At 70.2% G+C, this 24862-nt stretch carries 23 protein-coding genes and 1 pseudogene; 11 read left to right on the top strand and 13 right to left on the bottom strand.

The genetic code is table 11. The annotated features are described in order from the left end of the window. Positions 1-384: 384 nt before the first annotated feature. Positions 385-1500, top strand: coding sequence for a MerR family transcriptional regulator (locus tag ABT006_RS11365; protein WP_350705292.1), 1116 nt, complete (start codon positions 385-387; stop codon positions 1498-1500). A 251-nt stretch (positions 1501-1751) separates the two neighbouring features. Here the strand turns inward: ABT006_RS11365 and ABT006_RS11360 are convergent. Then, a pseudogene (locus tag ABT006_RS11360) lies at positions 1752-2557 on the bottom strand (IS5 family transposase). 187 nt (positions 2558-2744) lie between these two features. On the opposite strand from ABT006_RS11360, the gene ABT006_RS11355 reads away from it, so the two are divergent. After that, on the top strand, positions 2745-3497 hold the full coding sequence (locus ABT006_RS11355; protein WP_350705290.1) for a hypothetical protein: 753 nt from the start codon (positions 2745-2747) through the stop codon (positions 3495-3497). 293 nt (positions 3498-3790) lie between these two features. Here ABT006_RS11355 and ABT006_RS11350 read toward each other — a convergent pair whose 3' ends face one another. The 10 genes from ABT006_RS11350 to ABT006_RS11305 form a co-directional block, all read right to left on the bottom strand. Beyond that, positions 3791-3949: a hypothetical protein gene (locus tag ABT006_RS11350; RefSeq protein WP_350705288.1), complete on the bottom strand. Its 159-nt coding sequence runs from the start codon at positions 3947-3949 to the stop codon at positions 3791-3793. A gap of 208 nt (positions 3950-4157) precedes the next feature. Next, positions 4158-5681, bottom strand: coding sequence for an aldehyde dehydrogenase (NADP(+)) (locus ABT006_RS11345; protein WP_350705286.1), 1524 nt, complete (start codon positions 5679-5681; stop codon positions 4158-4160). After that, entirely contained in the window at positions 5674-7161 is a 1488-nt protein-coding gene (locus tag ABT006_RS11340) for an FAD/NAD(P)-dependent oxidoreductase (protein WP_350705284.1), read from the bottom strand. Before ABT006_RS11340 ends, ABT006_RS11345 begins: the two co-directional genes overlap by 8 nt. Beyond that, the gene (locus tag ABT006_RS11335; protein WP_350705282.1) at positions 7145-7444 is read right to left on the bottom strand and encodes a (2Fe-2S)-binding protein; all 300 of its coding nucleotides are present in this window, start codon (positions 7442-7444) and stop codon (positions 7145-7147) included. The genes ABT006_RS11340 and ABT006_RS11335 overlap by 17 nt, the downstream gene beginning before the upstream one ends. Then, the gene (locus ABT006_RS11330; RefSeq protein WP_350705280.1) at positions 7441-8598 is read right to left on the bottom strand and encodes an NAD(P)/FAD-dependent oxidoreductase; all 1158 of its coding nucleotides are present in this window, start codon (positions 8596-8598) and stop codon (positions 7441-7443) included. The genes ABT006_RS11335 and ABT006_RS11330 overlap by 4 nt, the downstream gene beginning before the upstream one ends. 96 nt (positions 8599-8694) lie before the next feature. Beyond that, complete coding sequence (locus ABT006_RS11325) at positions 8695-9378, bottom strand: GntR family transcriptional regulator (protein ID WP_350705278.1); 684 nt, start codon at positions 9376-9378, stop codon at positions 8695-8697. Further along, positions 9375-10376 carry a proline racemase family protein gene (locus tag ABT006_RS11320; protein WP_350705276.1) on the bottom strand — a complete coding sequence of 334 codons (1002 nt, stop codon included), beginning with the start codon at positions 10374-10376 and terminating at the stop codon, positions 9375-9377. Before ABT006_RS11320 ends, ABT006_RS11325 begins: the two co-directional genes overlap by 4 nt. Further along, positions 10373-11278 (bottom strand): dihydrodipicolinate synthase family protein, encoded by a 906-nt coding sequence (locus ABT006_RS11315; RefSeq protein ID WP_350705275.1) that lies wholly within the window; start codon positions 11276-11278, stop codon positions 10373-10375. The genes ABT006_RS11320 and ABT006_RS11315 overlap by 4 nt, the downstream gene beginning before the upstream one ends. A 45-nt stretch (positions 11279-11323) precedes the next feature. Next, a complete protein-coding gene (locus ABT006_RS11310; RefSeq protein ID WP_350705273.1) occupies positions 11324-12652 on the bottom strand; it encodes an aminopeptidase P family protein in 1329 nt (442 codons plus the stop codon). After that, a complete protein-coding gene (locus tag ABT006_RS11305) occupies positions 12645-13994 on the bottom strand; it encodes an alpha/beta fold hydrolase (protein WP_350705271.1) in 1350 nt (449 codons plus the stop codon). Before ABT006_RS11305 ends, ABT006_RS11310 begins: the two co-directional genes overlap by 8 nt. 123 nt (positions 13995-14117) lie before the next feature. Here ABT006_RS11305 and ABT006_RS11300 point away from each other — a divergent pair, with 123 nt between their 5' ends. The 6 genes from ABT006_RS11300 to ABT006_RS11275 all read left to right on the top strand — a co-directional run bounded on the left by ABT006_RS11300 (position 14118) and on the right by ABT006_RS11275 (position 18801). Then, positions 14118-14360 (top strand): hypothetical protein, encoded by a 243-nt coding sequence (locus ABT006_RS11300; protein ID WP_350705269.1) that lies wholly within the window; start codon positions 14118-14120, stop codon positions 14358-14360. 81 nt (positions 14361-14441) lie between these two features. Further along, a complete protein-coding gene (locus ABT006_RS11295; RefSeq protein ID WP_350705675.1) occupies positions 14442-15056 on the top strand; it encodes an RNA polymerase sigma factor in 615 nt (204 codons plus the stop codon). Further along, complete coding sequence (locus ABT006_RS11290) at positions 15049-15996, top strand: CU044_5270 family protein (RefSeq protein WP_350705267.1); 948 nt, start codon at positions 15049-15051, stop codon at positions 15994-15996. Before ABT006_RS11295 ends, ABT006_RS11290 begins: the two co-directional genes overlap by 8 nt. Before the next feature lie 92 nt (positions 15997-16088). Then, on the top strand, positions 16089-16397 hold the full coding sequence (locus ABT006_RS11285) for an RNA polymerase sigma factor (RefSeq protein WP_350705265.1): 309 nt from the start codon (positions 16089-16091) through the stop codon (positions 16395-16397). 651 nt (positions 16398-17048) lie between these two features. Beyond that, positions 17049-18047, top strand: a complete 999-nt coding sequence (locus tag ABT006_RS11280) for an RNA polymerase subunit sigma-70 (protein ID WP_350705264.1) — start codon at positions 17049-17051, stop codon at positions 18045-18047. A 412-nt stretch (positions 18048-18459) separates the two neighbouring features. Further along, entirely contained in the window at positions 18460-18801 is a 342-nt protein-coding gene (locus ABT006_RS11275; RefSeq protein ID WP_350705262.1) for a DUF6069 family protein, read from the top strand. A gap of 192 nt (positions 18802-18993) precedes the next feature. On the opposite strand, the gene ABT006_RS11270 is transcribed toward ABT006_RS11275, so the two are convergent. Continuing rightward, complete coding sequence (locus ABT006_RS11270; protein ID WP_350705260.1) at positions 18994-19776, bottom strand: sigma factor-like helix-turn-helix DNA-binding protein; 783 nt, start codon at positions 19774-19776, stop codon at positions 18994-18996. Between the two features lie 465 nt (positions 19777-20241). On the opposite strand from ABT006_RS11270, the gene ABT006_RS11265 reads away from it, so the two are divergent. The 3 genes from ABT006_RS11265 (at position 20242) to ABT006_RS11255 (ending at position 22643) form a co-directional block, all read left to right on the top strand. Then, entirely contained in the window at positions 20242-20979 is a 738-nt protein-coding gene (locus ABT006_RS11265; RefSeq protein ID WP_350705258.1) for an SDR family oxidoreductase, read from the top strand. 698 nt (positions 20980-21677) lie between these two features. Further along, a complete protein-coding gene (locus ABT006_RS11260; RefSeq protein ID WP_350705673.1) occupies positions 21678-22340 on the top strand; it encodes a glycosyltransferase in 663 nt (220 codons plus the stop codon). A gap of 105 nt (positions 22341-22445) precedes the next feature. Continuing rightward, positions 22446-22643, top strand: a complete 198-nt coding sequence (locus ABT006_RS11255) for a hypothetical protein (RefSeq protein ID WP_350705256.1) — start codon at positions 22446-22448, stop codon at positions 22641-22643. Between the two features lie 493 nt (positions 22644-23136). Here the strand turns inward: ABT006_RS11255 and ABT006_RS11250 are convergent, their stop codons facing one another. Then, positions 23137-24819, bottom strand: a complete 1683-nt coding sequence (locus tag ABT006_RS11250; RefSeq protein ID WP_350705254.1) for a LamG-like jellyroll fold domain-containing protein — start codon at positions 24817-24819, stop codon at positions 23137-23139. Positions 24820-24862 lie beyond the last annotated feature (43 nt).

Below are 24862 nucleotides of genomic sequence, written 5' to 3'. Positions count from 1 at the left end.
GCGCGCGCCGGCGGGCCGCCGTGCGTCCACGGGGAATCCTCCGGCGTCGGGAACGCCCCGGCCGGCAGGAACACGTCGGACAGGGGGGGTGTAGCAGAGCCGCTCGCCCACCTCGGGCACGCTGCCCGGCGGTGCGGTCGGACCCCGACCCATCCCGCCGGAGAGCTCCGGCACCACCTCCGTCCTGCCGTCCGCGGCCGGGGTCAGGAAGATCATTCTCGCCTTCTGTGCCGGCCGGGTCGGCGACCACAGCGTCGAGCATGGCCGCCCTGTCGACACCGACGAGGTCATCCGCACCGAACGGGCCTGGGACGCGTGGAACTCGATGACGCCAGCAGCGAAGCGCTTGCTCCTCACGCGGCGTCATGCCACATAGTCGGTGGCGTGGAGGAGCACCTGACCGTGGGGCGTGTGGCGGAGTTGGCCGGTGTCAGCGTCCGCACACTGCATCACTATGACGAGATCGGCCTGCTGAAGCCGTCCACGCGGACTGCGGCTGGGCACCGGGCCTACTCAGCGGGCGATGTGGAGCGGCTCCGGGAGGTGCTCGCCTACCGGCGGCTCGGCTTCGGATTGCGGGAGATCGCGGATCTGGTTGACGATCCGGCGACCGACGCAGTCGCGCACCTGTGCCGGCTGCGCGGTCTGCTGATGGACCAGCGCGACCGCGCTGCTGCCATGGTGACGGCCATAGACAGGGAACTGGAGGCACGAGCAATGGGAATCAGGACGACGCCGGAGGAGCAACTGAAAGTGTTCGGCGCACAGTTGTACGACGCCATCGGATCCGCGTACCCAGCGACGCGGCGCACCGAGCCACGGATCGCCGCGCGCATCTGGGATGCGCTGGGGGACGCACGAACGGTGCTGAACGTCGGGGCTGGCACCGGCTCATACGAACCACCCGACCGCGACGTCACGGCGGTGGAACCGTCGGCGGTCATGCGGGCGCAGCGTCCCGTGGGCGCGGCGCCGTGCGTGGCCGCCGCTGCGGAGAGTTTGCCGTTCGAGGACCAGTCTTTTGACGCGGCGATGGCGGTCAGCACCGTTCATCATTGGCCGGACCCGGTCGCCGGGTTGCGTGAGATGCGGCGTGTGGCCCGCCGCGTGGTGGTGTTCACGTACGACGCTGATGACACCGGCTGGCGTCAGCGGTTCTGGCTCACCCGCGACTACCTGCCTGAGTTCGCAGACCTCCTCGTCGGCTGGCCGTCCCTGGCCGATCTGACCCGCGCCATCGGAGGACGTGCGGAGCCGGTGCTCGTCCCGTGGGACTGCGCTGACGGCTTCTTCGAGGCATACTGGCGCCGGCCTGAGGCGTACCTGGACGAACATGTACGCCGCGCGGTTTCGGTATGGACCAGAGTTGGACCGCAGGCTGAGCAACGGGCGGTCAGCATGCTCCGCGAAGACCTTTCCTCAGGCCGTTGGGCCGAGCGCAACCGCGACCTCGTCGCCCTCGACACGGCAGAGCTCGGTCTCCGCCTGCTCGTAGCCTGAACCACCGTGCAGTCAGCTTTCTGGCGGCATTGTCGTGCTTGGAGCTGTCGGTCCAGTTCATGAGGCAAAGCGATGCGCAGATCCGGTGCATGCTCATGGCGAACCCCTCCACTCCCAACGGATGCGCCAGCTGCACCCGGGCGTCGGCCGCGGTCAGCACATCCGCCGCCCAGTACCAGCCGTAGGTGGCTTTCAGAACCTTCTATTGCCCGTGTCACGTCGACAGACATTTCTGTTCCTTAGAGCGTGTCTCAGGTGGTGAGTTTGAGGTAGCGCTTGTGGCAGGTGAGTGCGGCGGCGAGGGTGACAAACGCGCAGTAGAGGCTGGCCGAGCGTTCGTAGCGGATGGTCAGTCGGCGGTAGCCGGTGAACCAGGCGAACGTTCTCTCGATCACCCAGCGGTGTCGGCCGAGGCGGTTCGGTCACTCGATGCCGCGGCGGGCGATGCGGGGTCGGATGCCGCGGGCGCGGAGCATGCGACGCAGGTGGGGGTAGTCGTAGCCCTTGTCGGCGTGCAGCTTGTCGGGGCGGCGTCGGCGGGGTCCGCGTCGGGAGCGGACGGCGGGGACGGCCTGGATCAGGGATTCCAGGCAGCGGCTGTCGTGGGTGTTCGCGGCGGACACGCCGACGGACAGGGGCAGCCCGTCGCGGTCGGACAGGGCGTGGATCTTGCTGCCGGGTTTGCCTCGGTCGACCGGGCTGGGGCCGGTCAGGTCGCCCCCCTTTTCGCCCGCACCGACGCCGCGTCGGCGGTGGCGCGCGACCAGTCGATCAAACCCTTCGCGCCGAGCTGGTCCAGGGCGGCGACGTGCAGCCTGCGCCACAGCCCGGCCCGGGTCCAGGCGACGAACCGGCGGTGCGCGGTGGCCTTGGAGACTCCGAACCCGGGTGGCAGGTGCCGCCACGCGCAGCCAGTGGTCAACACGTACACGATCGCGGCGAACACCGCCCGCGCATCGATCGGCGGTGTACCTCCGCCCTGCGGACGTCGAGGCGGCGGCGGAACCAACGGTCTGGCCAGGCTCCACAGCTCGTCAGGCACCCACTCAGAGATCAACCGCTCGTCCACAGTAGAAGTGATCTACCACCAAGGTCAGCCGACCGCCACCTGAGACACGCTCTTAGATGGTTTGCTCATGTCGCAGACACTCCCTGAGGCCATCGCGCACTGAGACACAGCGCGCACGGTCGACACGAGCGGATGTGGCTGTTCGCCGGAGAGAGGCCACGACTACGGTGATGCTGTGGCGGTGTGGGAGCTCTGGCGGCAGGACGACAACGGCAACCGGGTCCGGATGGGCACCTTCGCTGACCGGGTTGAGGCGCTGGCCAAGGTCCTGGCGCTGGAGTCTGGTGTGGTGCACAAGCAGACCTACTGGGTCGACGGGCCACCCGGGCCGGCCTGCCGCACAAACCGCGACCTGTACCGACGCCTTGTCCGGGAAGGCGAAGGTATGAACGCGACCGCGCGTAGTTTGGACGTGTTCCTGCGTTCGTGGTGGCGGGTTGCCCGGCCACTGTCGGATCGGGTCTCGCTGGACCTGGATACGGTTGCCGCGATGGTCGTGGCGGCGGGCATGGTCGAGCCGGCGCCGCTGCAGGCCTCGTGGCGCTGCGCCTCGTTTCGCTACACGGACGAGCCGACGTCGTATGCCGACTGGGAAGCCATCGTGCTGTCTCAGATCGCGGACCTGGCCGACTTCGCCGATCAGGGACCGCTGGACGAGTACGCCCGGTTCGGCATTGACGCCCCCCGTACGGCAGGATGTGCGCGAGCCACGGACATCCGCTGGTACAACTTTGATCCGCAGGCGTACCTGGAATGCGGGATGGCCGGAGCACTGGGCGGCTGGCACGAAGACGACGGCCTACGGAAACCAGTTCCTGGCCCCGTCGTGCCGTTGGTGAACGATCCGGAGCCGGGCGAGCACACCATCGGCTTCCTCGGCTGGGCCGATCTCGCAGAACTGGCCCGGTGCGGGCAGGAGTACGAATAGCACACCGCGGCCGAACTCAGCCCGACAGACCGCTTGCAACGCTTGCGGCAACGCCACCGGAGCGACATCAAGCCGCACCTCGTGCAGCACCCACCCTCGTCCCAACAAGCAGACGCACACGCTCACCTCGGCCAATGCACGTCATCGGCACGCCGCCCCACTATGCCCGGGCACGGCCGACGCGACGACCGCGGCGTGAGCCGATGTCAGCGAGGAATCTCCCATGATTCACGGCTGCGTGTTCGACTCGTTCGGCGCCGGACGGCATCGGGCGAGCGACACGCTTGCGTGAGTCACAGGCAGCACCAGCAATACTCGATGCCCTTGAGGTCAATCGCATCGACAGTCGCGCCGGCGCTGCTGACAACGACCGGCCCGCCACCGAGCTCCTCCATCAGCCTGACAGCCGCAGCGTCATCCTTTGCCCGGAAGTAGTCATACAGCACGCCCATGGCAAGCACTCCACCACAGGGATGTGACATCGCTCGAACACCCGGGCCGATGAGCGGACGATGTCGCGTGCGCTGCCGGTGTTCCGGCTGCCGCGGAATACTCGGCTGCGGGTGACGCAGACTCACCCTCAGGCTCCCGATCGGCGGGACGATCAGGGCGCGGCCCACTCCGGCCACCGGCCGGGGCACCACCCGCGCCCGACCCGGTTCAGGTCGTACTGACGCCGTCGACCGTCCGGGGGACGCGGAGCGGGTTGGCCTCGCGCAATTCCGGTGGAAGCATCGGATCCGGGACGTTCTGGTAGCAGACCGGGCGCAGCCAGCGCTCGATCGAGGTGCTTCCCACCGAGGTCGAGCCGCTCGTGGAGGCGGGGTACGGTCCGCCGTGGTGCATGGCGGGGGCGACCGTCACCCCAGTGGGCCAGCCGTCGACCACGACCCGTCCCGCGATCTCGCTCAACCCGGCGACCAGGTCCGCCGCCGCGTCGTCCCGCTCGTCGGCGGCCAGGTGCACCGTCGCCGTGAGGTTGCCCGGCAAGGCGTTGAGCACCGTGTCCCGTTCGGCCGTCGAGCCGTAGCGGACCAGCACGGTGACCGGTCCGAAGCACTCCTCGAGCAACTCCCGGTACGCCCCTCCGTCGAGCCGCGACGCCGCGACGGTCAGTACGCCCGGCCGTACGGCCAGCGGCACCGCGTCATCGCCAGCCTCGCCCGCCCCGAGCGGTTCCGCCACCCCTGGTAGCGCCGCGCGGGCGCGTACCCCGGCGAGGAACGCCTCCCGCATGCGCGGGTCGAGCAGTGGCCCGGACGGGACTGCCGCCGCGACGACCGTCTGGACGACGGCGTCACCCGCTGGTCCCTCGGGCAGAAGGACGAGACCCGGCTTGACGCAGAACTGGCCCATGCCCTGCGTGTACGAGGCCGCCAGCCCCGCTCCGATCTCCTCCGCCCTGGTCTCGGCTGCGCGTTCGGTCACCACCACCGGGTTCAGGCTGCCCAACTCACCGTGGAACGGGATCGGCCGTGGCCGGGAGGATGCGATGTCGAACAAGGCGCGGCCGCCACGCACCGAGCCGGTGAACCCCACGGCCGCGGTGAGTGGATGGCGTACGAGTTCCAGGCCGGCGTCGAAACCGTGGACCAGGCGGAGAACGTCCTCGGGCAGTCCGACCTCGGCCGCCGCCGACCGAAGAATCCGGGCGCAGAGGGCGGATGTGGCGGGATGGTCCGGGTGTGCCTTGACCACCACCGGGCACCCCGCGGCCAAAGCGCTCGCGGTGTCGCCGCCTGGCACGCTGAACGCCAGGGGGAAGTTGCTCGCCGCGAAGACCCCGACCACGCCCAGCGGCACCTTGTAGCGACGCAGATCGGGGCGAGGTACGGGCTGCGCCGACGGGTCGGCGTGGTCGATGATCACGCCCAGGTAGGTGCCGGCCGAGACCACGTCCGCGAACATGCGCAGCTGGTAGCACGTGCGGGCGAGTTCGCCGCTGAGCCGTACCGGGCCGAGCGCCGACTCCGCGTCGGCGGTCGCGATGATCTCCTCGCCGTTCGCCTCCAGGAGCGCGGCGGCTGCGCGAAGCAGGTCCGTACGCGCGGCGCGGTCCCGCAGTGCCGCACCGGCGGCTGCGGCCGTGCGCACCGCCTGGTCCACATCGTGCGCCGTCGACTCGGCCGCCACGCGCTCGCGCGGCCTGCCGGTACGCGGGTCGACGCTCAACACGTCATTCACCGTCTCGTCCTCCTTCTTCCTTCTCGACGGGCGTCGTGTCCTCAGCCAGGGCAGCGAGCTCTCCCAGGGGCACCGGCACAGCGAGGCTGCGGGTGGCCAGCGGGCGCAGGTCGTCCGTCGTGGTCTCACGCCCGGTCAGCCAGGCCGCGATCCCTGCGGTGGCATGGCCGCACACCCGTCCCTGGCACCAGCCCATCCCAGGCCGGGCCAGCATCTTCAGCGTGCGCGCGTCCTCCGCGCCGAGGTGGTCGTGCGCCCGGCGCAGGTCGCGGTATGAGACCTCCTCGCAGCGGCAGACCAGCGTCGTCTCCGACAGCCACTCGGGCCACGCGCCTGGCACCGGATAGGTGCGGTGCATGGCGGCGGCGAACCTGCGGCCCCGCCGGACGGCCCGTCGCAACCGCCTCATCAGCGCCCGGTCGGTCGGGCAGCCGCGCGCGTCGGCGAGGGCGAGCGCGGCCAGCCGCCCTTCGTGGACGGCCAGCGCCGCGCCGCCCACACCGGTCGCCTCACCAGCGACGTACAGTCCTTCGACGCTGCTGCGCTGACGGTCGTCGACGGCCACGACGAGCGATCCGTCGGTGTCCTTCGCCGTTTCGGCATCGAGCATGAGCGGCAGTTCGAGCGAGGGGGTGAAGCCCCAACCGAGTGCGACGAGGTCGGCGGCGATCTCCTCGTCCGGCCCGGTCGGGCGGCCGTCGCGGTCCACCCGGGCGACCCGGACCGCCTCCGCCCGGTCCTTCCCGAGCACCTCACGGATCACGGTCCTCGGCCGGTACGGGATGCGGTGTCGGGCCATCAGCATCGCGTACCGGAGCGCCTCGACGCCCTTGGCCGGCGCGGACATCGCGCCGAGCGGATCGCGTAGCCAGCCCAGCGTTGCGTTGGCCTCGATGACGGCTGCGACGGTCACTCCGGCACGCGCGAGGCCGGTGGCCACGGGGAGCAGGAACGGGCCGGTGCCGGCGATGACCGCACGCCGCCCCGCCGCCGTTCGATGCCCCTTGAGCAGGGCCTGCGCTCCCCCCACGGTCATCACGCCGGGCAGGTCCCAGCCGGGCACGGGTAGTTGCCGGTCGTATCCTCCTGGGCACAGGATCAGCGTTCGCGCGACGAGCGTGAGGTCCGCGCCGTCCAACGGGGTGACGGTGGACGTGGCAGCCGTCATCCGGAGCGTGAAGGTCCCGCCAGCGTCGCGGGTGACGAGCCAGACCTGGTGGCCGGGGAGGTAGCGGACCTGGCCAGCTGCGCGGAGGGCGTTCAGGCGGTCCCGCAGCCGGGTGAAGACCGGCCAGCCGTGGTGGCCGACGCGATCGTCGGGACGGGCGTGGGCCTCGTCGTAGTGCCGCCAGTACTGCCCACCGGGTTGCGCGGCGGTGTCGATGAGGGTGACCTCGAGCCCGGCCTCGGCGGCTTCTACGGCGGCGGCGAGGCCGGCTGGTCCCGCGCCGACCACGGCGACGTCAGGCACGTGCGGCATCGCTGTCCCCCCGGTCGCCGGCGTCTGGTGTGTCCGGCCCGGCGTCATCGCCGAGGCGCATGCCGTCGGCGGCGGCGACGAGACAGGCGCGCTGGTCGGGAACGCCGTCGACCGTGATGAGACAGTCGAAGCAGATGCCGATGCCGCAGAACAGTCCTCGCGGCGTGCCGCCCCTGCCGGTGGTGCGCCAGCTCGTGACTCCGGCGGAGATCAGCGCGGCGGCGACGCTCTGGCCGGGCTCGGCCGGCACGGCGGCACCGCGGAATGTCATCCGGTGCGTCATCGAAACGCCTCCTCGTCCTGCGCGAAGCGGTCCGGTGCGAACGGGGTGAGATCCAGGTCGGTCCGCTCCCCCACGAGCGCCTGGGCGATCAACTTGCCGGTGCCGACGGAGAGACCGATGCCTGCACCCTCGTGGCCGCAGGCGTGCCAGAGGCCGGGTGCGCGGGTGTCCGGACCGATGACGGGTAGATGGTCCGGGCAGTAGGGACGGAAACCGAGGTAGGTGCGCATCACCCGGATCTGCCGGAGCATCGGGAACAACGCGATGGCCTTGGCCGCGAGCGTGCCGACAGCGGTGACGGACATGGTCCGGTCGAGTCCGACGCGCTCACGCGACGCGCCGATGAGGATCGTGCCGGCGACGGTGCCCTCGACCACGGGCGAGGTTTGCAGTGCCGCGTCGGAGCTGCCCACGTCACCGACGTACTCGGCGGCGTACACCTTGTGGCGGATCGTCCGGGGCGGCATCGGCTGGGTGACCAGGACGAAGCCCCGTCGGGGCAGCACGGGGACACGCACTCCGGCGAGGCCGGCGAGGTCGCCGGCCCACGTGCCGGCGGCGTTGAGCACCGCGCTGGCCGGGATGTCTCCTCCCGAGGTGCGTACGCCCGTCACCCGCGGGCCGTCGCGGAGGAACCCCGTCACCTCGGTGTGCGTACGCACGCGCGTGCCGCGCTCGCGGGCCAGCCGGAGCAGGTGGGCCGCCACCAGCATCGGCTGGACCTGGGCATCCTGTGGGTAGTAGGCGCCACCGACGAGCCGCGGCGACAGATGCGGCTCGTAGTCGCGCAACTCGGCTGGCGGGACGTCGCGAACCGCGACACCGCAGCGGCGCTGGTGGACGGTGAGCTCACGCAGTGCGGCACGGCTCTGCTCCGATGCCGCTACGACCAGCCCGCCCTTGGCTTCGAACTCCCACAGATCGCCGTGCTCGGCGAGATCCTCGCGCCAGACCCGCTGCGAGTACAGTGCCAGGTCCAACTCGGGACCGGCCTGTTTGTCGGACACCAGCACGTTCCCCTCGCCGGCGCTGGAGGTGCCGCCGGCGATCGCACCGCGCTCGACGACGACCACCCGCAGGCCCGCCAGTGCCGCGAAGTACGCGCTGGCAGCGCCCACCACGCCTGCCCCGACGACCACCAGGTCCGCGCTCACGCCGTCGTTTCCCCACGGTGGACGGCACCACGCGGCTCGACCGCGCGGTGCCCGAGGGTCCGCTCGCTGCGCTCGGTCATGCCGCCCCGCTTCGCCTCATGGGGCGTCCTTGGCGCTGTCTGCCCACAGACCGCGAACGTGGCCGATGTGGCGGTGCATCAGCAGTTCGGCCCCGGACGGATCGCGGGCTTCGATGAAGTCCAGGAGCTCGTGGTGCTCCGCCGCCGAGCGGCCCAGTCTGCCGCTCTCCAACAGTGGGGTCAGGCCGAGCAACCGGGTCCGCGAGCGCAGGTCGGACACGACATCCACCAGGAACCGGTTGCGGCTGTAGCCGAGCAGGGTCAGGTGGAAGACGTGGTCGGCCTCGATGTAGCCGACCAGGTCGCCGCGCTCCGCCGCGTCGACGATGGCCTGCGCGAGTGCCCTCAGCTCGGGGAAGTCCGCCTTCGGGATCACCGCCACGACATTCCGCACGGTCGGCGGCTCGATGAGCAGCCGCACGGCGGCCAGGTTGTCGAGGTCCTCCTCGGACACCTCGGTGATGCGGAAGCCCTTGTTCGGATGAGGAACGGCCAGGCCACTCTTGACCAGGTCGAGCATGGCCTCCCGCACCGGTGTGGGCGACACGCCGAGCTGCGCGCCGAGCGCCGGAGCCGAGTACACCACGCCAGGCTCCAGCTTGCCGGAGATGATCGCCGCACGCAGGGCCTCCCTGATCCGGTCGCGGAGGTTCTCTCTGCGACCGATGTCAGGAAGGTCCGGGACCGGCACCGGGCTCACAGCAGGAATCCCGCGGGGAACGGGTCGGTGGGGTCGAGGTGGAGCTGTGCCGTCGCGGTGACCCATGCCCTGCCCGTGATCGACGGCAGCACGGCAGGGAGCGACCCGACCGTGGTCTCGCCGAGCAGCCGCCCGGTGAAGCGGGTGCCGATGAACGACTCGTTGACGAAGTCCTCGCCGATGCCCAGCTCGCCCCGCGCCCACAACTGCGCCATCCGGGCGCTCGTGCCGGTGCCGCACGGAGACCGGTCGAACCAGCCGGGGTGGATGGCCATGGCGTGCCGCGACAGCTTGGCGGTGGAGCCGGGGGCCTTCAGGTAGACGTGGTGGCAGCCGCTGATGTCGTCACGCTCGGGGTGCGCCGGCCGGTCCTGCTCGTTCACGGCATCCATGATCGCCAGACCCGCGGCGAGCAGGTCCCCGGCGCGGGCGCGGTCGAAGGGCAGCCCGAGGTCCGCCAGGTCGACGATCGCGTAGAAGTTCCCGCCGAAGGCCATGTCGTACTCGACCGCGCCGACGCCCGGCACCTCGATCTTCCGATCGATCGCGTACGCGAAAGACGGGACGTTCTGGATGGTGACCGACTCCGCCGCGCCGTCGCGCACCGTCACGGAGGCGACGACCAGGCCGGCGGGAGTGTCGAGCCTGACCGTGGTCACCGGCTCGACGAGGGGCACCATCCCGGTCTCGACGAGGACCGTCGCGACGCCGATCGTGCCGTGGCCGCACATCGGCAGCAGTCCGGATACCTCGATGAAGAGCACGCCGTAGTCGGCGTCGGGACGGGTCGGCGGCTGCAGGATCGCGCCGCTCATCGCGGCGTGGCCGCGCGGTTCGTACATCAGCAACGTGCGGACGTCGTCGCTGTTCTCCATGAACCACAGCCTGCGCTCGGCCATGGTCGCCCCGGGGATGGTGCCCATGCCGCCGACAACGACCCGGGTGGGCATCCCCTCGGTGTGCGAGTCGACGACGTGGAACGTGCGGCGGGATCTCATCGGTAGCCCTTGGCGAGCACCGCTTCGGTGTCGGCGGTGATCCTGACTGCCAGTTCGGACGGCAGCGGCAGGCGTGGCGGACGGCAGGCGCCGCCCTTGCGGCCGGCGACGTCCATCGACAGCTTGATCGACTGGACGAACTCGGTCCTGGAGTCCCAGCGCAGCAGCGCGTGCAGGTCCCGGTAGATCGGCAGGGCCTTGGCGATGTCGGCGGGGTCGCCTGAGGTGACCAGCCGGTAGAGCTCCACGGTGCTCTCCGGGATCGCGTTCGGGTAGCCGGCGATCCAGCCGACGGCTCCGGCGACACCCAGTTCGAGCAGCACGTCGTCGGCGCCGACCAGAACGTCCAGGCCGGGGGCCAGTTCGGTGATCTCGTACGCCCTGCGCACGTCGCCGGTGAACTCCTTCACGCCGACGATCAAGCCCTCCTGGAACAGTTCGGCAAGCAGCGCAGGCGCCAGGTCGACCTTGGTGTCGATCGGGTTGTTGTAGGCGACGACAGGCAGTCCGGCACGCGCGACCTCGCGGTAGTGCTCGACCACTGCCCGGCGGTCGGCGCGGTAGGCGTTGGGCGGCAGCAGCAGGACGGAGGTGGCTCCGGCCTCGGCGGCCTGCTCGGCCCAGCGGCGGGCCTCGAGCGCGCCGTAGGCGGCGACGCCGGGCATGACGCCGAATCCGGCGGGGGCGGCCTGTACGGCCGTCTCGACGACGCGCTCCCGCTCCTGCGGGGTCAGCGTCTGGTACTCACCGAGCGAGCCGTTGGGCGTCACGCCGTCACAGCCTCCAGCGGCGAGGAACCCGACGTGCTCGGCGAACGCGTCGTAGTCGATGGAGAGGTCGTCGTGGAAGGGCAGCGCCGTCGCGACGTGTACGCCGCGCCAGGGCCTTGCGGGGGTGGTCACTGCTGGCTCCTCATCGATCGTATGGGGAAAGCATCCAGTGCAATGTCACATCATCAAGTTGACGGCCATCCACTTCTCCAGACCGTCGGCCTCCAGCGGCAGCGCGCTGGACAACACCTCCTGACCGTCGGGCGTGACCAGCAGGTCGTCCTCGATACGCACACCGATCCCGCGCAGCTCCGGAGGCACGGTCAGGTCGTGCGGATGGAAGTACAGTCCGGGCTCGACCGTCAGCACCATGCCGGGCGCCATGACCGCACCCTGATAGGCGTCCTCCGCAGCTCGGCCGCAGTCGTGCACGTCCAGCCCCAGGTGATGGCCGACTCCGCACACCAGATAGCGCCGGTGGTGTTGCCCGGTGTCGGACAGCGCCTCGTCCACGGAGACCGGCAACAGTCCCCAGTCCGCCAGGCCCCGCGCGATCACCTCCATCGCCGCGTGATGGAACTCGGTGAACCGGCGGCCCGGACCAACCGCCGCCAACCCGGCTCTGTGGGCCTGTTCCACCAGGTCGTGCACCTGCCGCTGCGCCGGCGAGAACCGCCCGGAGGCGGGAAACGTCCGGGTGACATCGGCGGTGTAGTAGCTGTTGACCTCGACCCCCATGTCGAGCAGGAGCACCTCGTCCGGCAGCACCGGGCCGTCGCAGCGCACCCAGTGCAGGGTGGGCGCGTGCCGGCCGCTACCGACGATCGTGGTGTAGCCGGGGCCGTTGCCGTACGCCCGGGCGTACCGGTCGAAGGTGCCCTGCAGCCACCGCTCCCCGGGCCCGGCAATCGCGGTGGGGATCTCGCGGACGACCGCGGCGAAGCCCTCGACGGTGCGGTCCACCGCCTCCCGGAGCTGCCCGATCTCCCACTCGTCCTTGTACATGCGCAACTCGGCGAGGGTTCGCGCGACCTCCTCGTCCCGGGTCACGTCCTCGGTGAGTTCCGCGCGCGGCCGAACCTCGACGTCCAGCGCCCGCGCCCAGTCGGCCAACCCTGGCGCCGCGCCCACCCACAACTCGCCATAGCGGGCGTCGGCGAAGAACCCGGAGTCACCGGGCTGGGCCGGCGGCGGCAGGTAGAGAGTGGCGTCGCCGCCGCGCAGCACCACGACGGCGTTCTCGACCGAGCAGCCGGTCGTCCAGAAGAAGTCACTGTCCGGACGGAAGTCGTAGCTCGTGTCGTTGCTGCGTACGGGCGCCTCCCCCGCCGCCAGCACGACGGTGCGGCCCGGGAGGGCCTCGGCCAGGCGGGCCCGGTGGGCGGCGGCCGCCTCGGCGGCGCCGGGCACGACCGACGGGGTGCGGTCGGGCACGTCCCAGCCCGTCGTCATGTACTCCGTGAACGCCGCGACGTCGGAAAGCTTCGGCGGCCTGCCATCACGCAACGGAAATTCCCTCCTGCCGGGGAGCGGACGGGTTCCTGTCAGCTCCATCGATACCTCTGACTCCTGCGCCCGCCTCGCGGAGCATCTCGGTCAGCCGGGCGAAGACCCGGTCGTCCTCGCGTACGCCGTCGTGTTCGTACTCGTTGGTGATCCAGGTCCGGACGTTGCCCACCCGGGACGCCGTGTCCATCTGCAGACCCGCGTCCACGTACATGTCGTCGTAGTAGACAGCGGCCACCACCGGAATCTCGTTGGCGGCAAGCCGGTCGAGGTCATAGAGCGGCGGCCACTCATCCCGGACCGCCAACGCTTCCACGGCGCCGCGGAACGGACGCAGCTCGGCGATCTCCTGGAACATCCAGGGGTAGATCATCTCGCCGGTGAACAGCAGCGGCCTGGCCTCCTCGGCGAACTGCGGATGCCTCTCCCGCTCCGCCTGGGCCGCCCAGCCGGTGGCAGCGGCGCCATGTCCGTAGATGCTCTCGTGCAGGGCCGCGAAGAGCGGGTTGTCACTGTATGCCGTCCTGGCCAGCACCTGGTGCAGGAACGTCGCCGACAGCTCGTCCCCGGAGAACGCCTCATCGAGCAGCCAGTGCATGCGCTCGTGTCCGGGCTTCATGCCGAGGTCGACGCCGAGCGACTGCAACCGTCGGACCGTTAGCAGATCGCCGTCGGGCAGCAACACGTCGCCTTCAGCCAGCCGATCGGCGATCCGACCCACTTGCGCGGCCTGGTGCGGGTAGCGCCGGTAGAACTCCCTGTTCTTCGCCTCCACCCGCGGGTAGGTCCGCCGGTAGACCTCCGCCGCCGACGGGTCGAGACCAGGCAGGCCACCGGTGACGCAGCAGGCACTCAAGCCCTCCGGCGCCTTCGACAGGTACGTCAGCGTGACGAAGCCGCCGTACGACTGCCCGAGGGTGGACCAGCGCTCGCCGCCGAAGACGGACTTCCGCAGGTGCTCGTGGTCGGCCACGATCGAGTCAGCCCGGAAGCACGCGAGGAAGCTGGCGGCCTCCTCCGCCGTCGCGAACGCGCCCATCCGGCGGCCATCGACGCGGGTGCTGCGGCCGGTGCCACGCTGGTCGACCAGGACCACGCGGTGATCGCGCAGTGCCAGGCCAAGCCAGCCGGACCGGGTGAGCAGACGGGGGCCCTTCCCGCCGGGCCCGCCCTGCAGGTAGACCAGGCACGGCAGGTCCTCCCCGGCCCGTGTGGGATCGACGATCTCACGGGCGAAGACCTGGATGCCGCCGCGCGTCGGGTCGGACCAGTCCAGCGGCACCTCGCTGACGTGGTCCCGGATGCGCATGCCAGGGATCGTGTAGGTCGCGGTGACGGTCATCGACACCCTCCTTTCGCCGCCGCGGCCGGCTGAACCTCTGTCGCCCCTACGGCACCGAACACGATCACCACCTACTGCGGGCACGCACGCCATCAGTAAGGTGTGCAATTGCACTGATCGTAGATGGAGATCCAGTATCTGCCAAGCCGGACGCCGTACGACCCCCACCAACCGGAGCCGCCGGAGACGCTCGGTACGCGGACGATCACCACCGGGTCTTCGCCCAGAGGCACGGCATCGATGACTGCGCAGTTCAAGGCCGACGCGGCGGCGTTCAAGCTGGCGTACGCGATCCTGGACGGCACCTTGATCCCCGAGGATGTGGAGGTTCGCGTGCCGTGTGCCGCACCAGGACGGTCAGGGTGATCGTTGGCCGCCACCCATGAACCTTCTTGCCGCGAGGTGCGGATAACAGGTGATGCTTCCCTGCTCCGCGAGAGGCCTTGCGTGAAAGAACTCAGACCAACGTTGGACGCCGATGTCGGCGCGGTGACGGACGCAGCGATCATCGAGCGCTCCGTGCAGGACCCGGAGACCTTCTCGACGATCTTCGACCGACACGCGCCGCACATCCACCGTTACCTGGCACGGCGCCTCGGTGTGCCGGCTGCGGACGACCTGGTCGCGGAGACGTTCCTCGCGGCGTTCCGCCACCGCGACCGCTTCGACACCACCTATCCGAACGCGCGGCCGTGGCTGTACGGGATCGCCACCAAGATCGTTGGCCAGCACCGGCGAAACGAGGAGCGCGAGTACCGGCTGCGGCAGGCGTACGTCCCCGCGACGAGCGAGGCATCGCACGCCAACCGGGTCGCCACCGCGGTGACGGCGCAATCACTCCGCCGGCCCCTCCTCGAAGCGCTGGCCAGGCTCTCCGACGGAGATCGCGACGTGTTGCTGCTGATCGCCTGGGAGGAACTCAGGTACGACGAGGTCGCCGCCGCACTGTCGATTCCGGTCGGCACCGTGCGATCACGACTCAACCGGGCCCGCAAGCTGCTCCGTGAACGGTTGGGCGGCGCACCGGCCAGCACGATCGAGGAGGTACTGAGCAATGGATGAGATGCGACTGCTTCAGCAGCTCGGCGGTGAGACCGGGCTGCCGGCAGCCGAGCGGTTGGAGCTGGCCCGCAGCCGGCTGGAGACCGCCATGGCGGCGACGGCTGCTGAGCCCTTGCCCACGGTGTCCACCGCGCGCCCGACGCCTTCCCGCTCGAGGCGACCGGCCTGGCGGCTAGTGCTCAGCGGGGTGGCGGCGGCGGGTCTGGCGGGGGCGATCGCTTCCGCACTGGTGCTCGTACCGGACCAGCTCGGTGGCAGCACGCCACCCGCACGGGCCGATGCCACCCAGATCCTGCAGAACGCGGCGGCCGCCGCGCTGCGGGTGCGCGACGTCGATCCCCGGCCGGGCCAGTTCGTCTACACACGCCTGCAGCAGGGGCGTGATCTGCGGGAGAGCTGGACGTCGGTGGACGGAACGCGGGACGGTCTGGTTATCGAGACCTCTGCCGCCGGCAGCCGCACGGAGACAGTCGTTCCCGGCTGCCGGAATGGGCGGGCGGTGGTGCTGAAGGGCGGCCGGGTGGTACCGGGCGAGACGGAGCGGTGCACCCCAGCACCCGCCTACCGCGCCGACCTGCCCACCGACGCCGCCGCGATGCGGGCCTTCCTGGCCGAGAGTGCCAAGGGGGAACCGGGCGACGCCAATGCGGTCGGCAAGGAGGTCCTCTACTACCTCACCGACAGCTACCTACGCCCCCGGACCCTGGCCGCGCTCTACGAGGCCGCGGCGACGATGCCGGACCTGCAAGCCGTGAAGCCCGTCAAGGACGCCGCGGGCCGACCGGGCATCGGAATCACCTGGCCATCGACGCACGGCTCGGGCGAGATCGTGCTCGTCTTCCACCCCGAGACCTACACCTTCCTCGGAGTGGGTGGGCCGGCAGGCGGATCGGCGGTGTTGGCCCTCGCCATCGTCGACCGAGTCGGCCAAAGGACCTGACATCCGTCCCAGCGGCCGGCCGCACCCCATACCTGAACTGTCCAGCCACTGGATGCGGACAACGGATGACGCTCTTCTGTGAGAGGCCCACCATGCGACTCCTGCGACGACGGAGGAAGAACGTCGGCGACAGTGCATTGACAGACGCCGAAATCATCGCTTGGTCCGAGGAGGATCCCGAAATCTTCTCGACGATCATCGACCGGCACGCGCGGCGCATCCATCGCCACCTGGCGCGACGCTTCGGTGTGCCGGCCGCAGACGAACTTGTCGCTGAGACATTCGTCGCGGCGTTTCGTCTTCGGAACCGGTTCGACATCACCCAGTCCGACGCTCGACCCTGGCTTGACGGGCTCGCCACCGACCTGGCCAACCAGCACCGGGCGGCAAGGCAGACCTGAAACTCTGGATGGTTGGCGGCCGGTGCGAGGTGGGTGGGGCTCGCTCTGCTGGTTGCTCCGTGGATGCCTGACGTCGAGGGACTGACGCTTGGCAATCACCGTGCACTACCGGGAGAAGGGGTGGTCGTCCCGGCCGTCAGGTACGTGGGGTGGTGTGCACCGAGATCTCCCGCACGCCAGGCTTGCGGCGGCGGGCCTTGAAGTCCCGATGGAAGTTCCCCGGTCGATCGGCGTGCCGAGGCGGTGGCGGGCCGCGTCCAGGTGGACGGGAAAAGCAGCGGTGAAGCAGCGAGCCCTCCGACGCTGGCTGGTAGGAAGCACCAGGTTTCGAATCCCTTCGGGCGCGCATCTCCCCAGGTGAGCCGGGTCTCGGCGCCACGATCAAGGCCATCCTTTCGGTGGACCTCGTGCCGTGCCCGTGCGTCCATGTCCGCCGCGTCGTGGTGAACCAGGCGCCCCCGGCACGAGCGAGGCGGTCGCGCACCCGCGCCCATTCCGGCGGGCCCCGGGTCCTCCTCGCCGTACCGCGCGTCGTGCTCCGCCACCGGATCCGTCACCGGGTCAGCCATGCCGGCCGACCCGAGTGATGAGTTGTCGCGCCCGCACCCGTCACACCTACGACGGAACACGACAAGGCGGAAGGATGACGTGATGAGTGCGGACACGCGGCTGGAGGAGCTGGGCGGAAGCGGTCTGGGCGAGGTCGACGAACCGGCGTTCTCGGGGCTGACGGAGCGGCACCGGCGGGAGCTGCACGTGCACTGCTACCGGATGCTCGGGTCGTTCGAGGACGCCGAGGACACCGTGCAGGAGACCTTCCTCCGTGCCTGGCGGCGGCGGGAGACCTTCGAGGGGCGGTCGACGTTCCGGGCCTGGCTGTACCGGATCGCCACCAACGCCTGCCTGGACCTGCTCGCCAAGTGCCGCCCGGAGCCGGCGACCGGCGGCGAGGTGCTGTGGCTGCAGCCCTACCCGGACCGGCTGCTCGACGAACTGCCCGCGGGCGACGCGGACGAGCCGGAGACGGTTGCCGTCGCGCGGGAGACGATCGAGCTGGCGTACCTGGTCGCGGTCCAGCACCTCGCGCCGCGCCCGCGGGCCGTGCTGATCCTGCGGGACGTGCTCGGCTGGCCGGCGAAGGACGTCGCGGAGCTGCTCGGGGACTCCGTCAACTCCGTGAACAGCGCGTTGCAGCGGGCCCGCGCCGGCATGCGGGAGCATCTGCCTGCCGAGCGGCAGGACTGGACCGGCGGCGAGGAGGACGCCGGGACCCGCGAGCTGGTGCGCCGCTTCACCGACGCCAGCGTCGCCACGGACATCCCGGCGCTCGCCTCAATGCTGCGCGACGACGTCCGGTGCTCGATGCCGCCCACGCCGGGCCTGTACGTCGGCCGCGACGCGGTGGTGAACAACTGGGTCGACGACGGCTTCGAGGGCATGACGGGTCTGCGCGCCGTCCCCACCGCCGTGAACCGGCAGCCCGCCGTCGCCTTCTACCACTGGCGGAAACGGGAGCGCGCGTACCTGCCGCTGACGATCGATGTCCTGCGCGTCACCGGCGGGGCGATCACCGAGATCGTCATCTTCCACGACGACCAGTTCCTGCGGCTCGGGCTGCCGGAGCGCCTGCCGGCGGACGGCACGGAGTAGTCCCGGTGTGGACGCTCGCGCTGCGCGGTGGCGCGCGTGCCACGGTGGTCTCGGCGGAGTGGTGCGACGCGTTCGCCATCGTCACCCGGGGGCGGGTGCAGCTGGAGTTGCGCGACGGCGAGCCCGGGCCGGTCCTCGGACGCGACGCCGGGTTCTGGCTCCGCGGCACCGGCGTCCGCGCCCTGCGGAACCCCGGCCGTCGCACGGCGAGGGTGCGCATCGTCACCCGCAGGGCCACGGCCGTCACATGCCGGTCAACACACCCCGTACGCCAGTTACCGAATGACGGAGGAACGACATGAACAGCAGAAATGACACCGGGGTCGTCGCAGGCCCGGCGTCGGGCCAGACCAGCCACACCCACCGGCTCCGCGGACTCGCCGTCACCGGCTTCATTGCCACGCTCGCAGCAATGGTGGCCACCACCCTCGCCGCTGCGCTCGCCCAGGCCGTTGGCGTCGACTTCGAGGTGCCCGATGGTGGCGAGTCGATCCCGCTGTCCGGGTTCGCCGTGGTGACCGGCTTCTTCTCGATCGTGGGCATCGTCATCGCCGTCGCTCTTCTTCGTTGGAGCGCTCGCCCCACCGAGCGATTCGTGTGGACGGCAGTGGCGCTGACCGCGATCTCGTTGGTCCCGCCCCTCCTTTCCGGGGCAGACACCGCCACCATCACCGCCCTCCTCGGGCTACACCTCGTCCCTGCGGCGGTGATGATCCCCACCCTGACGCGGAGCCTCCGCACCCGGGCCGATTGACGATCCCGCAACATTCGGCTCCTGCACGGCGGCTTGAGCCGGAATCTGACCCGCTCTCGGGTCGACGTCAGGCTCAAGCCGCGCCAGGACGCGCTCGCAGCCGAGCCCTGACACCTACGCCTGCGGGCGGCTGCCACCCGTAGCCGTCGGGGGTAGGAAGCGCTGCTTGTGACGTGGAAGGTTGGAAATGGCTCAGCGGGTCACGGCGGTCTCCCGCTCCATGCGCGACAGCTTTTCCGGATTGCGTACGTGGTAGGCGCCGGTGACGTAGGCGTTCTCCACTCGCACCGCTACCACGCCGTCGATTTCGCCGTTGACTCGGACGAGCAGTCCCGGGCCACCATTGATCTGCACCAGCTCGACCGACCTCTCTGCGTCGCGTTTCCACCAGCCGAGGGCCAGCAAGCGAGCAACGTTGTCAGCCCCCACGATGGGCCGCAGCAGGGCATGCTTGACACCGCCGCCGTCGCTCAGGGCGACGACGTCCGGCGCCAGGATGTCGAGCAGGCTCTGCAGGTCGCCGGTTTCGACCGCTCGTTGGAAAGCCTGGAGCGCGGCTCGGTGCTCGGCAGGGGAGCCGGTGCCGCGGGGCCGGCGCGCGGCGACGTGTGCCCGTGCCCGGTGGGCGATCTGGCGTACTGCGGCCGGAGTCTTGTCAACGGCTTCGGCAATCTCGTCGTAGTCCACATCGAACACCTCGCGCAGCACGAACACCGCCCCGCTCGGTCGGCGTGAGCGTCTCCAACACCAGCAGCATCGCCATCGAGACGCGCGCTGGTCCAGCACCGTGCCGAGGTCGACGCCCACCCACAGCAGCCAGGTCTCCTGCACGACGTCCTCGGCGTCGACGGCGGAGCCGAGCATCTCGTAGGCGAGAGTGAACAGAAGGTTACGGTGAGCGACGAACGCCTCGGTGGCCGCGTCCATGCGACTGCCACGAGCTGTGGCCGTCGGTTGCTCACTTCGTTCGCTCATCGCTGGTTCCTGCCTGTTCGTTCGCGACCGTGCCATATCCATGCGATCCCGGTCCCCGCCGCTTTGTGACACCGACGACCCGTGGGCCATGTCACATAGGTCCCGCTGTCACAAAAAGCGGGTCGCCGGGATCTCTTGCACGTAACGACGCAACACCACGAGTAAGGAATTCCCAGCATGTCCACACCTACGGCGACCAACCTCCGGTCGCGCATGCCCAACCCTCTCCCGTTCGTCCCCGAGATGGCGGAGGTTGGCGCAGGCCTGCAAAGGTCTCAAGAACGGTTCGACTCCCCCGACGACCATCAGCCTGCTACAGCTGCGCGCCGGGCAGATCCTCGGCAGCACGTACTTCACCATCCGGGAGACCGACAACCTCCGCAGGATCGGGGAATCAGAGGAGCGCATCACCGCCGTGGCCACGGCACGAAGCCACCTACTTCACCGAGCATCACCAAGTTCGCGGTGGCGGGAGCGACCGGGCGGCTGGGCCGCCACGTCGTCGACGTCCTGGCTGAGAGAGGACACCAGGTCGTGCCGATGTCCCGAGCCACCGGCGTGGACATCATCACCGGTGAGGGCCTCGCCGAGGCCCTCACCGGGGTCGAGGCCATCATCGACGTCACCTCGTGGCACTCCTCCGACCAGGAGGCGGCGACGGATTTCTTCCGCACGTCGGCCCGCAATCTGCATGAGGCGGGCCAGAAGGCGGGGGTCGCCCAGATCGCCATGGCGTCCATCATCGGCGTCGACAAGGCCACCGCCGGTTTCGTCGCCGCCAAGAAGGTACACGAGGAACTCCTCCTGTCCGGCCCGCTCCCCGTCCGCATCCTGCGGGCCGCACAGTTCCACGAGTTCGTCGGTCAGCTCCTTGACTGGCAGCGGAGCGACGTCGCCTACATCCCGGCCCTGCCCACCCAGCTCGTGGCCTGCCGCACCGTGGCCGAGACACTGGTCGACCTTGCCCTCGACCCCGACGCACCCGCCCCAGGAAGACCGATCCCCGATGTTGCCGGACCCCGCAAGGAGACCATGTCAGAGGCGGCCCAACTCCTCGGTGCCCGCCGAGGCATCAAGGTCGTCGGCGTCGACGGCTCCGGCATGCCCGATGCCGAGATCGCCGCCAACGGCGGGTTCCTGCCCAGCCCGCACGCCAAGCTCGCCGGCCCCACCTTCCAGGAGTGGCTCGACACCCGACCCTGACCCCGGCCGGAGCCGGCCGAACACCACCGATCAACCAGCACATCACAAAGCGCCGAGTGAAGGGAAGGAAATCGGCATGCGAGGCGTACGCCGCGAATTGCACACCTATTTGTTCGCTTTGACCGACGGCGGCGGCACGGTGCCGCCTGAACTCGGCGTCGCCCGCCGACTGGTCGAACGGGGACACCGGGTTACCGTGCTTGGCGAGGACTCCATGGCCGCCGAGGTCGCTCGCACAGCCGCGGTATTCGTGCCATGGACGGAGGGGCTCAACCGGCGGGACCGCGACCCAGCCAACAACCCGTACAAGGACTGGGAGCTGGGGCCGATCGCCCAGGTACGCGCCATGGCAGACCACCTGGTCGCCGGCCCGGCCGCCGGATACGCCCGCGACCTGCTCGGCGCCATTGCTGATGAGCGCCCCGATCTGGTACTGACCTCGGTGTTCGCGTTCGGCGCCATGGCTGCCGCCGAGTCAGTGGACCTGCCGTTCGATGTGCTGCTGCCCAACATCTACCCGTTCCCCGCCGACGGCGCGCCTCCGATGGGGATGGGCCTCCGGCCAGCCACGGGACGACTGGGCCGGGCGCGGAACCGGCTGATCGCCGCAGTCAGCGTGCGCACAATGGACCGCTACGTGCTGCCCCGGATCAACGCCCTGCGCCGGGACCTGGGGATGACGGAGTTGGAACACGGCCCTGGACCAACCCGGCCGCGCCCGGCATCAACTCCTCATGACCAGCCCGGCGTTCGACTTCCCGGCCGACCTGCCGCCCAACGTGCGGTACGTCGGGCCAGTGCTCGACGACCCGTCCTGGGCCGAGGCCGCAACCGACGGCATCACGTGGTCACCCCCTCCGGACGACCCCCTGGTGCTGGTCGCACTGTCATCCACGTTCCAGGATCAGGGCGGAACCCTGCAACGGATCGTGGACGCACTCGCGGACCAGCCCGTACGCGGCCTGGTCACCACGGGCCCCGGACTCGATCCGGCCATCGTGCGGGCCCCAGCAAACGTGACCGTGGTGCGATCGGCACCGCACCGAGCCGTGCTGCCACACGCAGCCCTCGTGGTCACGCACGGCGGACACGGCACGATCATCAAGTCCCTCACGGCGGGAGTGCCACTGGTAGTGCTGCCGCACGGCCGCGATCAAGCGGACAACGCCGTGCGGGTGACCGAGCGCGGCGCCGGCCTTCGGCTGCCCAGAACGGCACCGCCCAAAAAGATCGCCCGGACGGTTCGACGTGTGCTGGAGGACCCTTCGTACGCACAGGCGGCGGCAGTACTGGGCGAGGCGATTCTGCGGGACGCCGAGTCCCAGGTGCTCCTCGAGACGCTGGAGAACCTGGCTACGTAGTGCCTCGTCCTTGCACGTTGATCGTGTGATTCGTCGGTCCTGAGGATCAGTCGGGCAGGCGGCAACCGCCACGACGTCACCCAACTGCTGCCCCTGGTGTCGTCCATGGGACGGGCGGTGCGGATCGGCACCGAGGGCAGCGGGCCGACGGGCATCCTCCTGCCGGTCTGGGTCGGCACGCCAGACGGCGCGGCCGGCTACGCGTACCTCACCGGGACGCCGGGTGACACGAGCTTCGACTGCTTCGCGGACCCCTGCCGGATGCGCTGGTCGCTTGGCGACGGCTGGTACTGGCTGGACTGACACCGGGGCGGGACACGGGTGCCGCCGGTGGCGCATCCCGTAGGCGGCGGGTGGTCGGGCCATGGCGGAAACCGGTCAGCCGCAGCGGGCACCGATACGCCACCGTGCTTCTCGACATGCACGCCCGACGGCCGATCGACATCCTGGTCCGACGGCACCGCCGCCACCCTCGCCGCCTGGTTGCGCCAGCATCCCGGCGTCCAGATCGTGTGCCGGGACTGTGGTGGCAGCTACGCCGACGGCGTCCGCCGAGGCATGTCGGCGGCGACAGTACTTCCCCAAAGGACCTACCTGTCCGCCCACGACCCCGAGTACCTGGCCACCGTCGCCGACCAACTCAACCGCCGCCCACGCAAACGCTCGGCTGGGAACCCCAGCCGAGCGCCTGCATAAACTCCTCGCGTCCTGATCAACAGACCACGTGTTGCGACGACCCCTAGATGCCGCCAGGGTAGGAAGGGCCTCTTGTTGACGCCCGTCGGGCGGCCTGCGGTCAGGCGCGCATGAACTGGCCGACCGGCAGCGGCCGGTCCACGATCCGGATGTCGCCGAGCCAGCCGTAGAAGCCCTGCTCCACGACGCGGTCGTAGTGGTACGCCCCCACCAGCCACGGCTCGTTGCTGCTGGCCAGCCCGGTCGCCGGGGTGGAGGGGTTGCGCAGCAGCTTCGCGCCGTCCACGTACATCGTCGTGGTCCGGCCGTCGTTGACGACGGCGACGTGGAACCACTCTCCGGCGCGCATCTCGTGGCCCCAGTTGGTCGAGATGCCCTCCTGGTTGAGCGGGAAGACCGCCCACTGCAGAGCCATGCCGTCGGAGAGGCTGAGTGTGGCGAGCGGCTCGGCGGGATCGCCGCCGGACTTGCCCGCGTCCCGGCCGCTTCCCATCCTGGACAGCACGCTCATCCAGGCGTGCTTCGTGGCCCGTACGTCCGTCGGTAGTTTGACGAACGCCTCGATGGTGTAGCCGGACCGGAAGGTCAGGGCGTTGATCGGTGCGCCGTCGGCGGTGCGCAGGTATGCCCCCCGCGCTGGTTGCTTCCCCCCGTTGAGGAAGAGGCTGGCGTGCGCGGGCTGGTCGGGGTGGTGCTCGTTGCTGCTGCGCAGCGCCGACGCGTCGCTGCCCGGGAGGGTGACCCGGGTCAGGTGGTTGCCGCGGCCGGACAGGTCGGGGATCGGTGCGCCGTCGGGAACGGGAGTCCCGTCGGGGCTGCCCAGGTCGAAACGCCAGTAGGCGACGGTGCCGGGGACGACCATCTGGCTGGCCGGCCTCGCTGTCCGGGGCGGGACCGGCGCGAAGCCGGCGAACCGCTCGGCGAAGTCGATTGCCACGCTGAACCGGTTGGTCGAATCGGTCAGCTCCACCTCCTGCTGCTCCAGGGCGTTACGCCGGGTCGGGTCCTTGTCGAGGATCCACGGCGATAGGGTTTCGACATCGATGGTGTTGCGCGCCAGGTCGAAGTGGTAGAGGCGCGCCATGGCGCCGCCGCCGTAGTAGCGGTCCTGGTAGTTGCTGATGTGCACGTGGACGTCGTGCCCGGCGGCGTTGCGCAGCATCGTGCGGCCCGATGGCCAGAAGTGGCCGTTCAGGGTCAGGAAGATCTGGTCGTGTTCCTTGATCAGCGAATCCCACAGCCGCTGGCCGTGTCCGGACAGCCGTGCTTCGCCCGTGCCGTCGGCGTATGCGAGGTCGTGGGTGGTGAGGATGGCGGGCAGTCGCGGGTGCGTGCGGAGCACCTCCCGGGCCCAGGCGAGCGTGCCCGCCGATGGGCGCCAGTCGAGGGCGAGCAGCAACCACTCCCGACCGCCGGCCGTGAAGACGTGGAAGGTGTTGTAGCCGTCCGGTGTGGCGCCCCGGAAGGTGGACATCTTGCGGAACCGGGCGGGTCCGAACACATCCAGGTAAGGGCTGGCACCGCGCTGGTCGTCGGTGCGGGAGTCGATGTCGTGGTTTCCGGCCAGCACGCTGTACGGCATCCGGTGCCGGTCGAGGATTTCGAACACCTCGCCCGCCTGGGCCAGTTCCGCGGCAGCGGCGTTCTCCACCACGTCGCCGAGGTGTGCGGTGAAGACGATGTTCTCTTCGGCGCGTGCCGTCACCAGGTACCGGAACGTCGCCCCGAGTGGGGCCGGGTCGCCCCGGTCGGCGTCGAACAGGTACTGCGTGTCGGGGATCACCGCGAGGGTGAACCGGGGTGCGTACGGATCGGGCCGTCCGCCC

Origin of the sequence: Micromonospora sp. NPDC002717 (assembly GCF_040295705.1) — a bacterium.
Classification (GTDB): Bacteria; Actinomycetota; Actinomycetes; order Mycobacteriales; family Micromonosporaceae; genus Micromonospora.
Note: the sequence above shows the minus strand (reverse complement) of the source record. Positions and strands in the feature narration are given on the sequence as shown.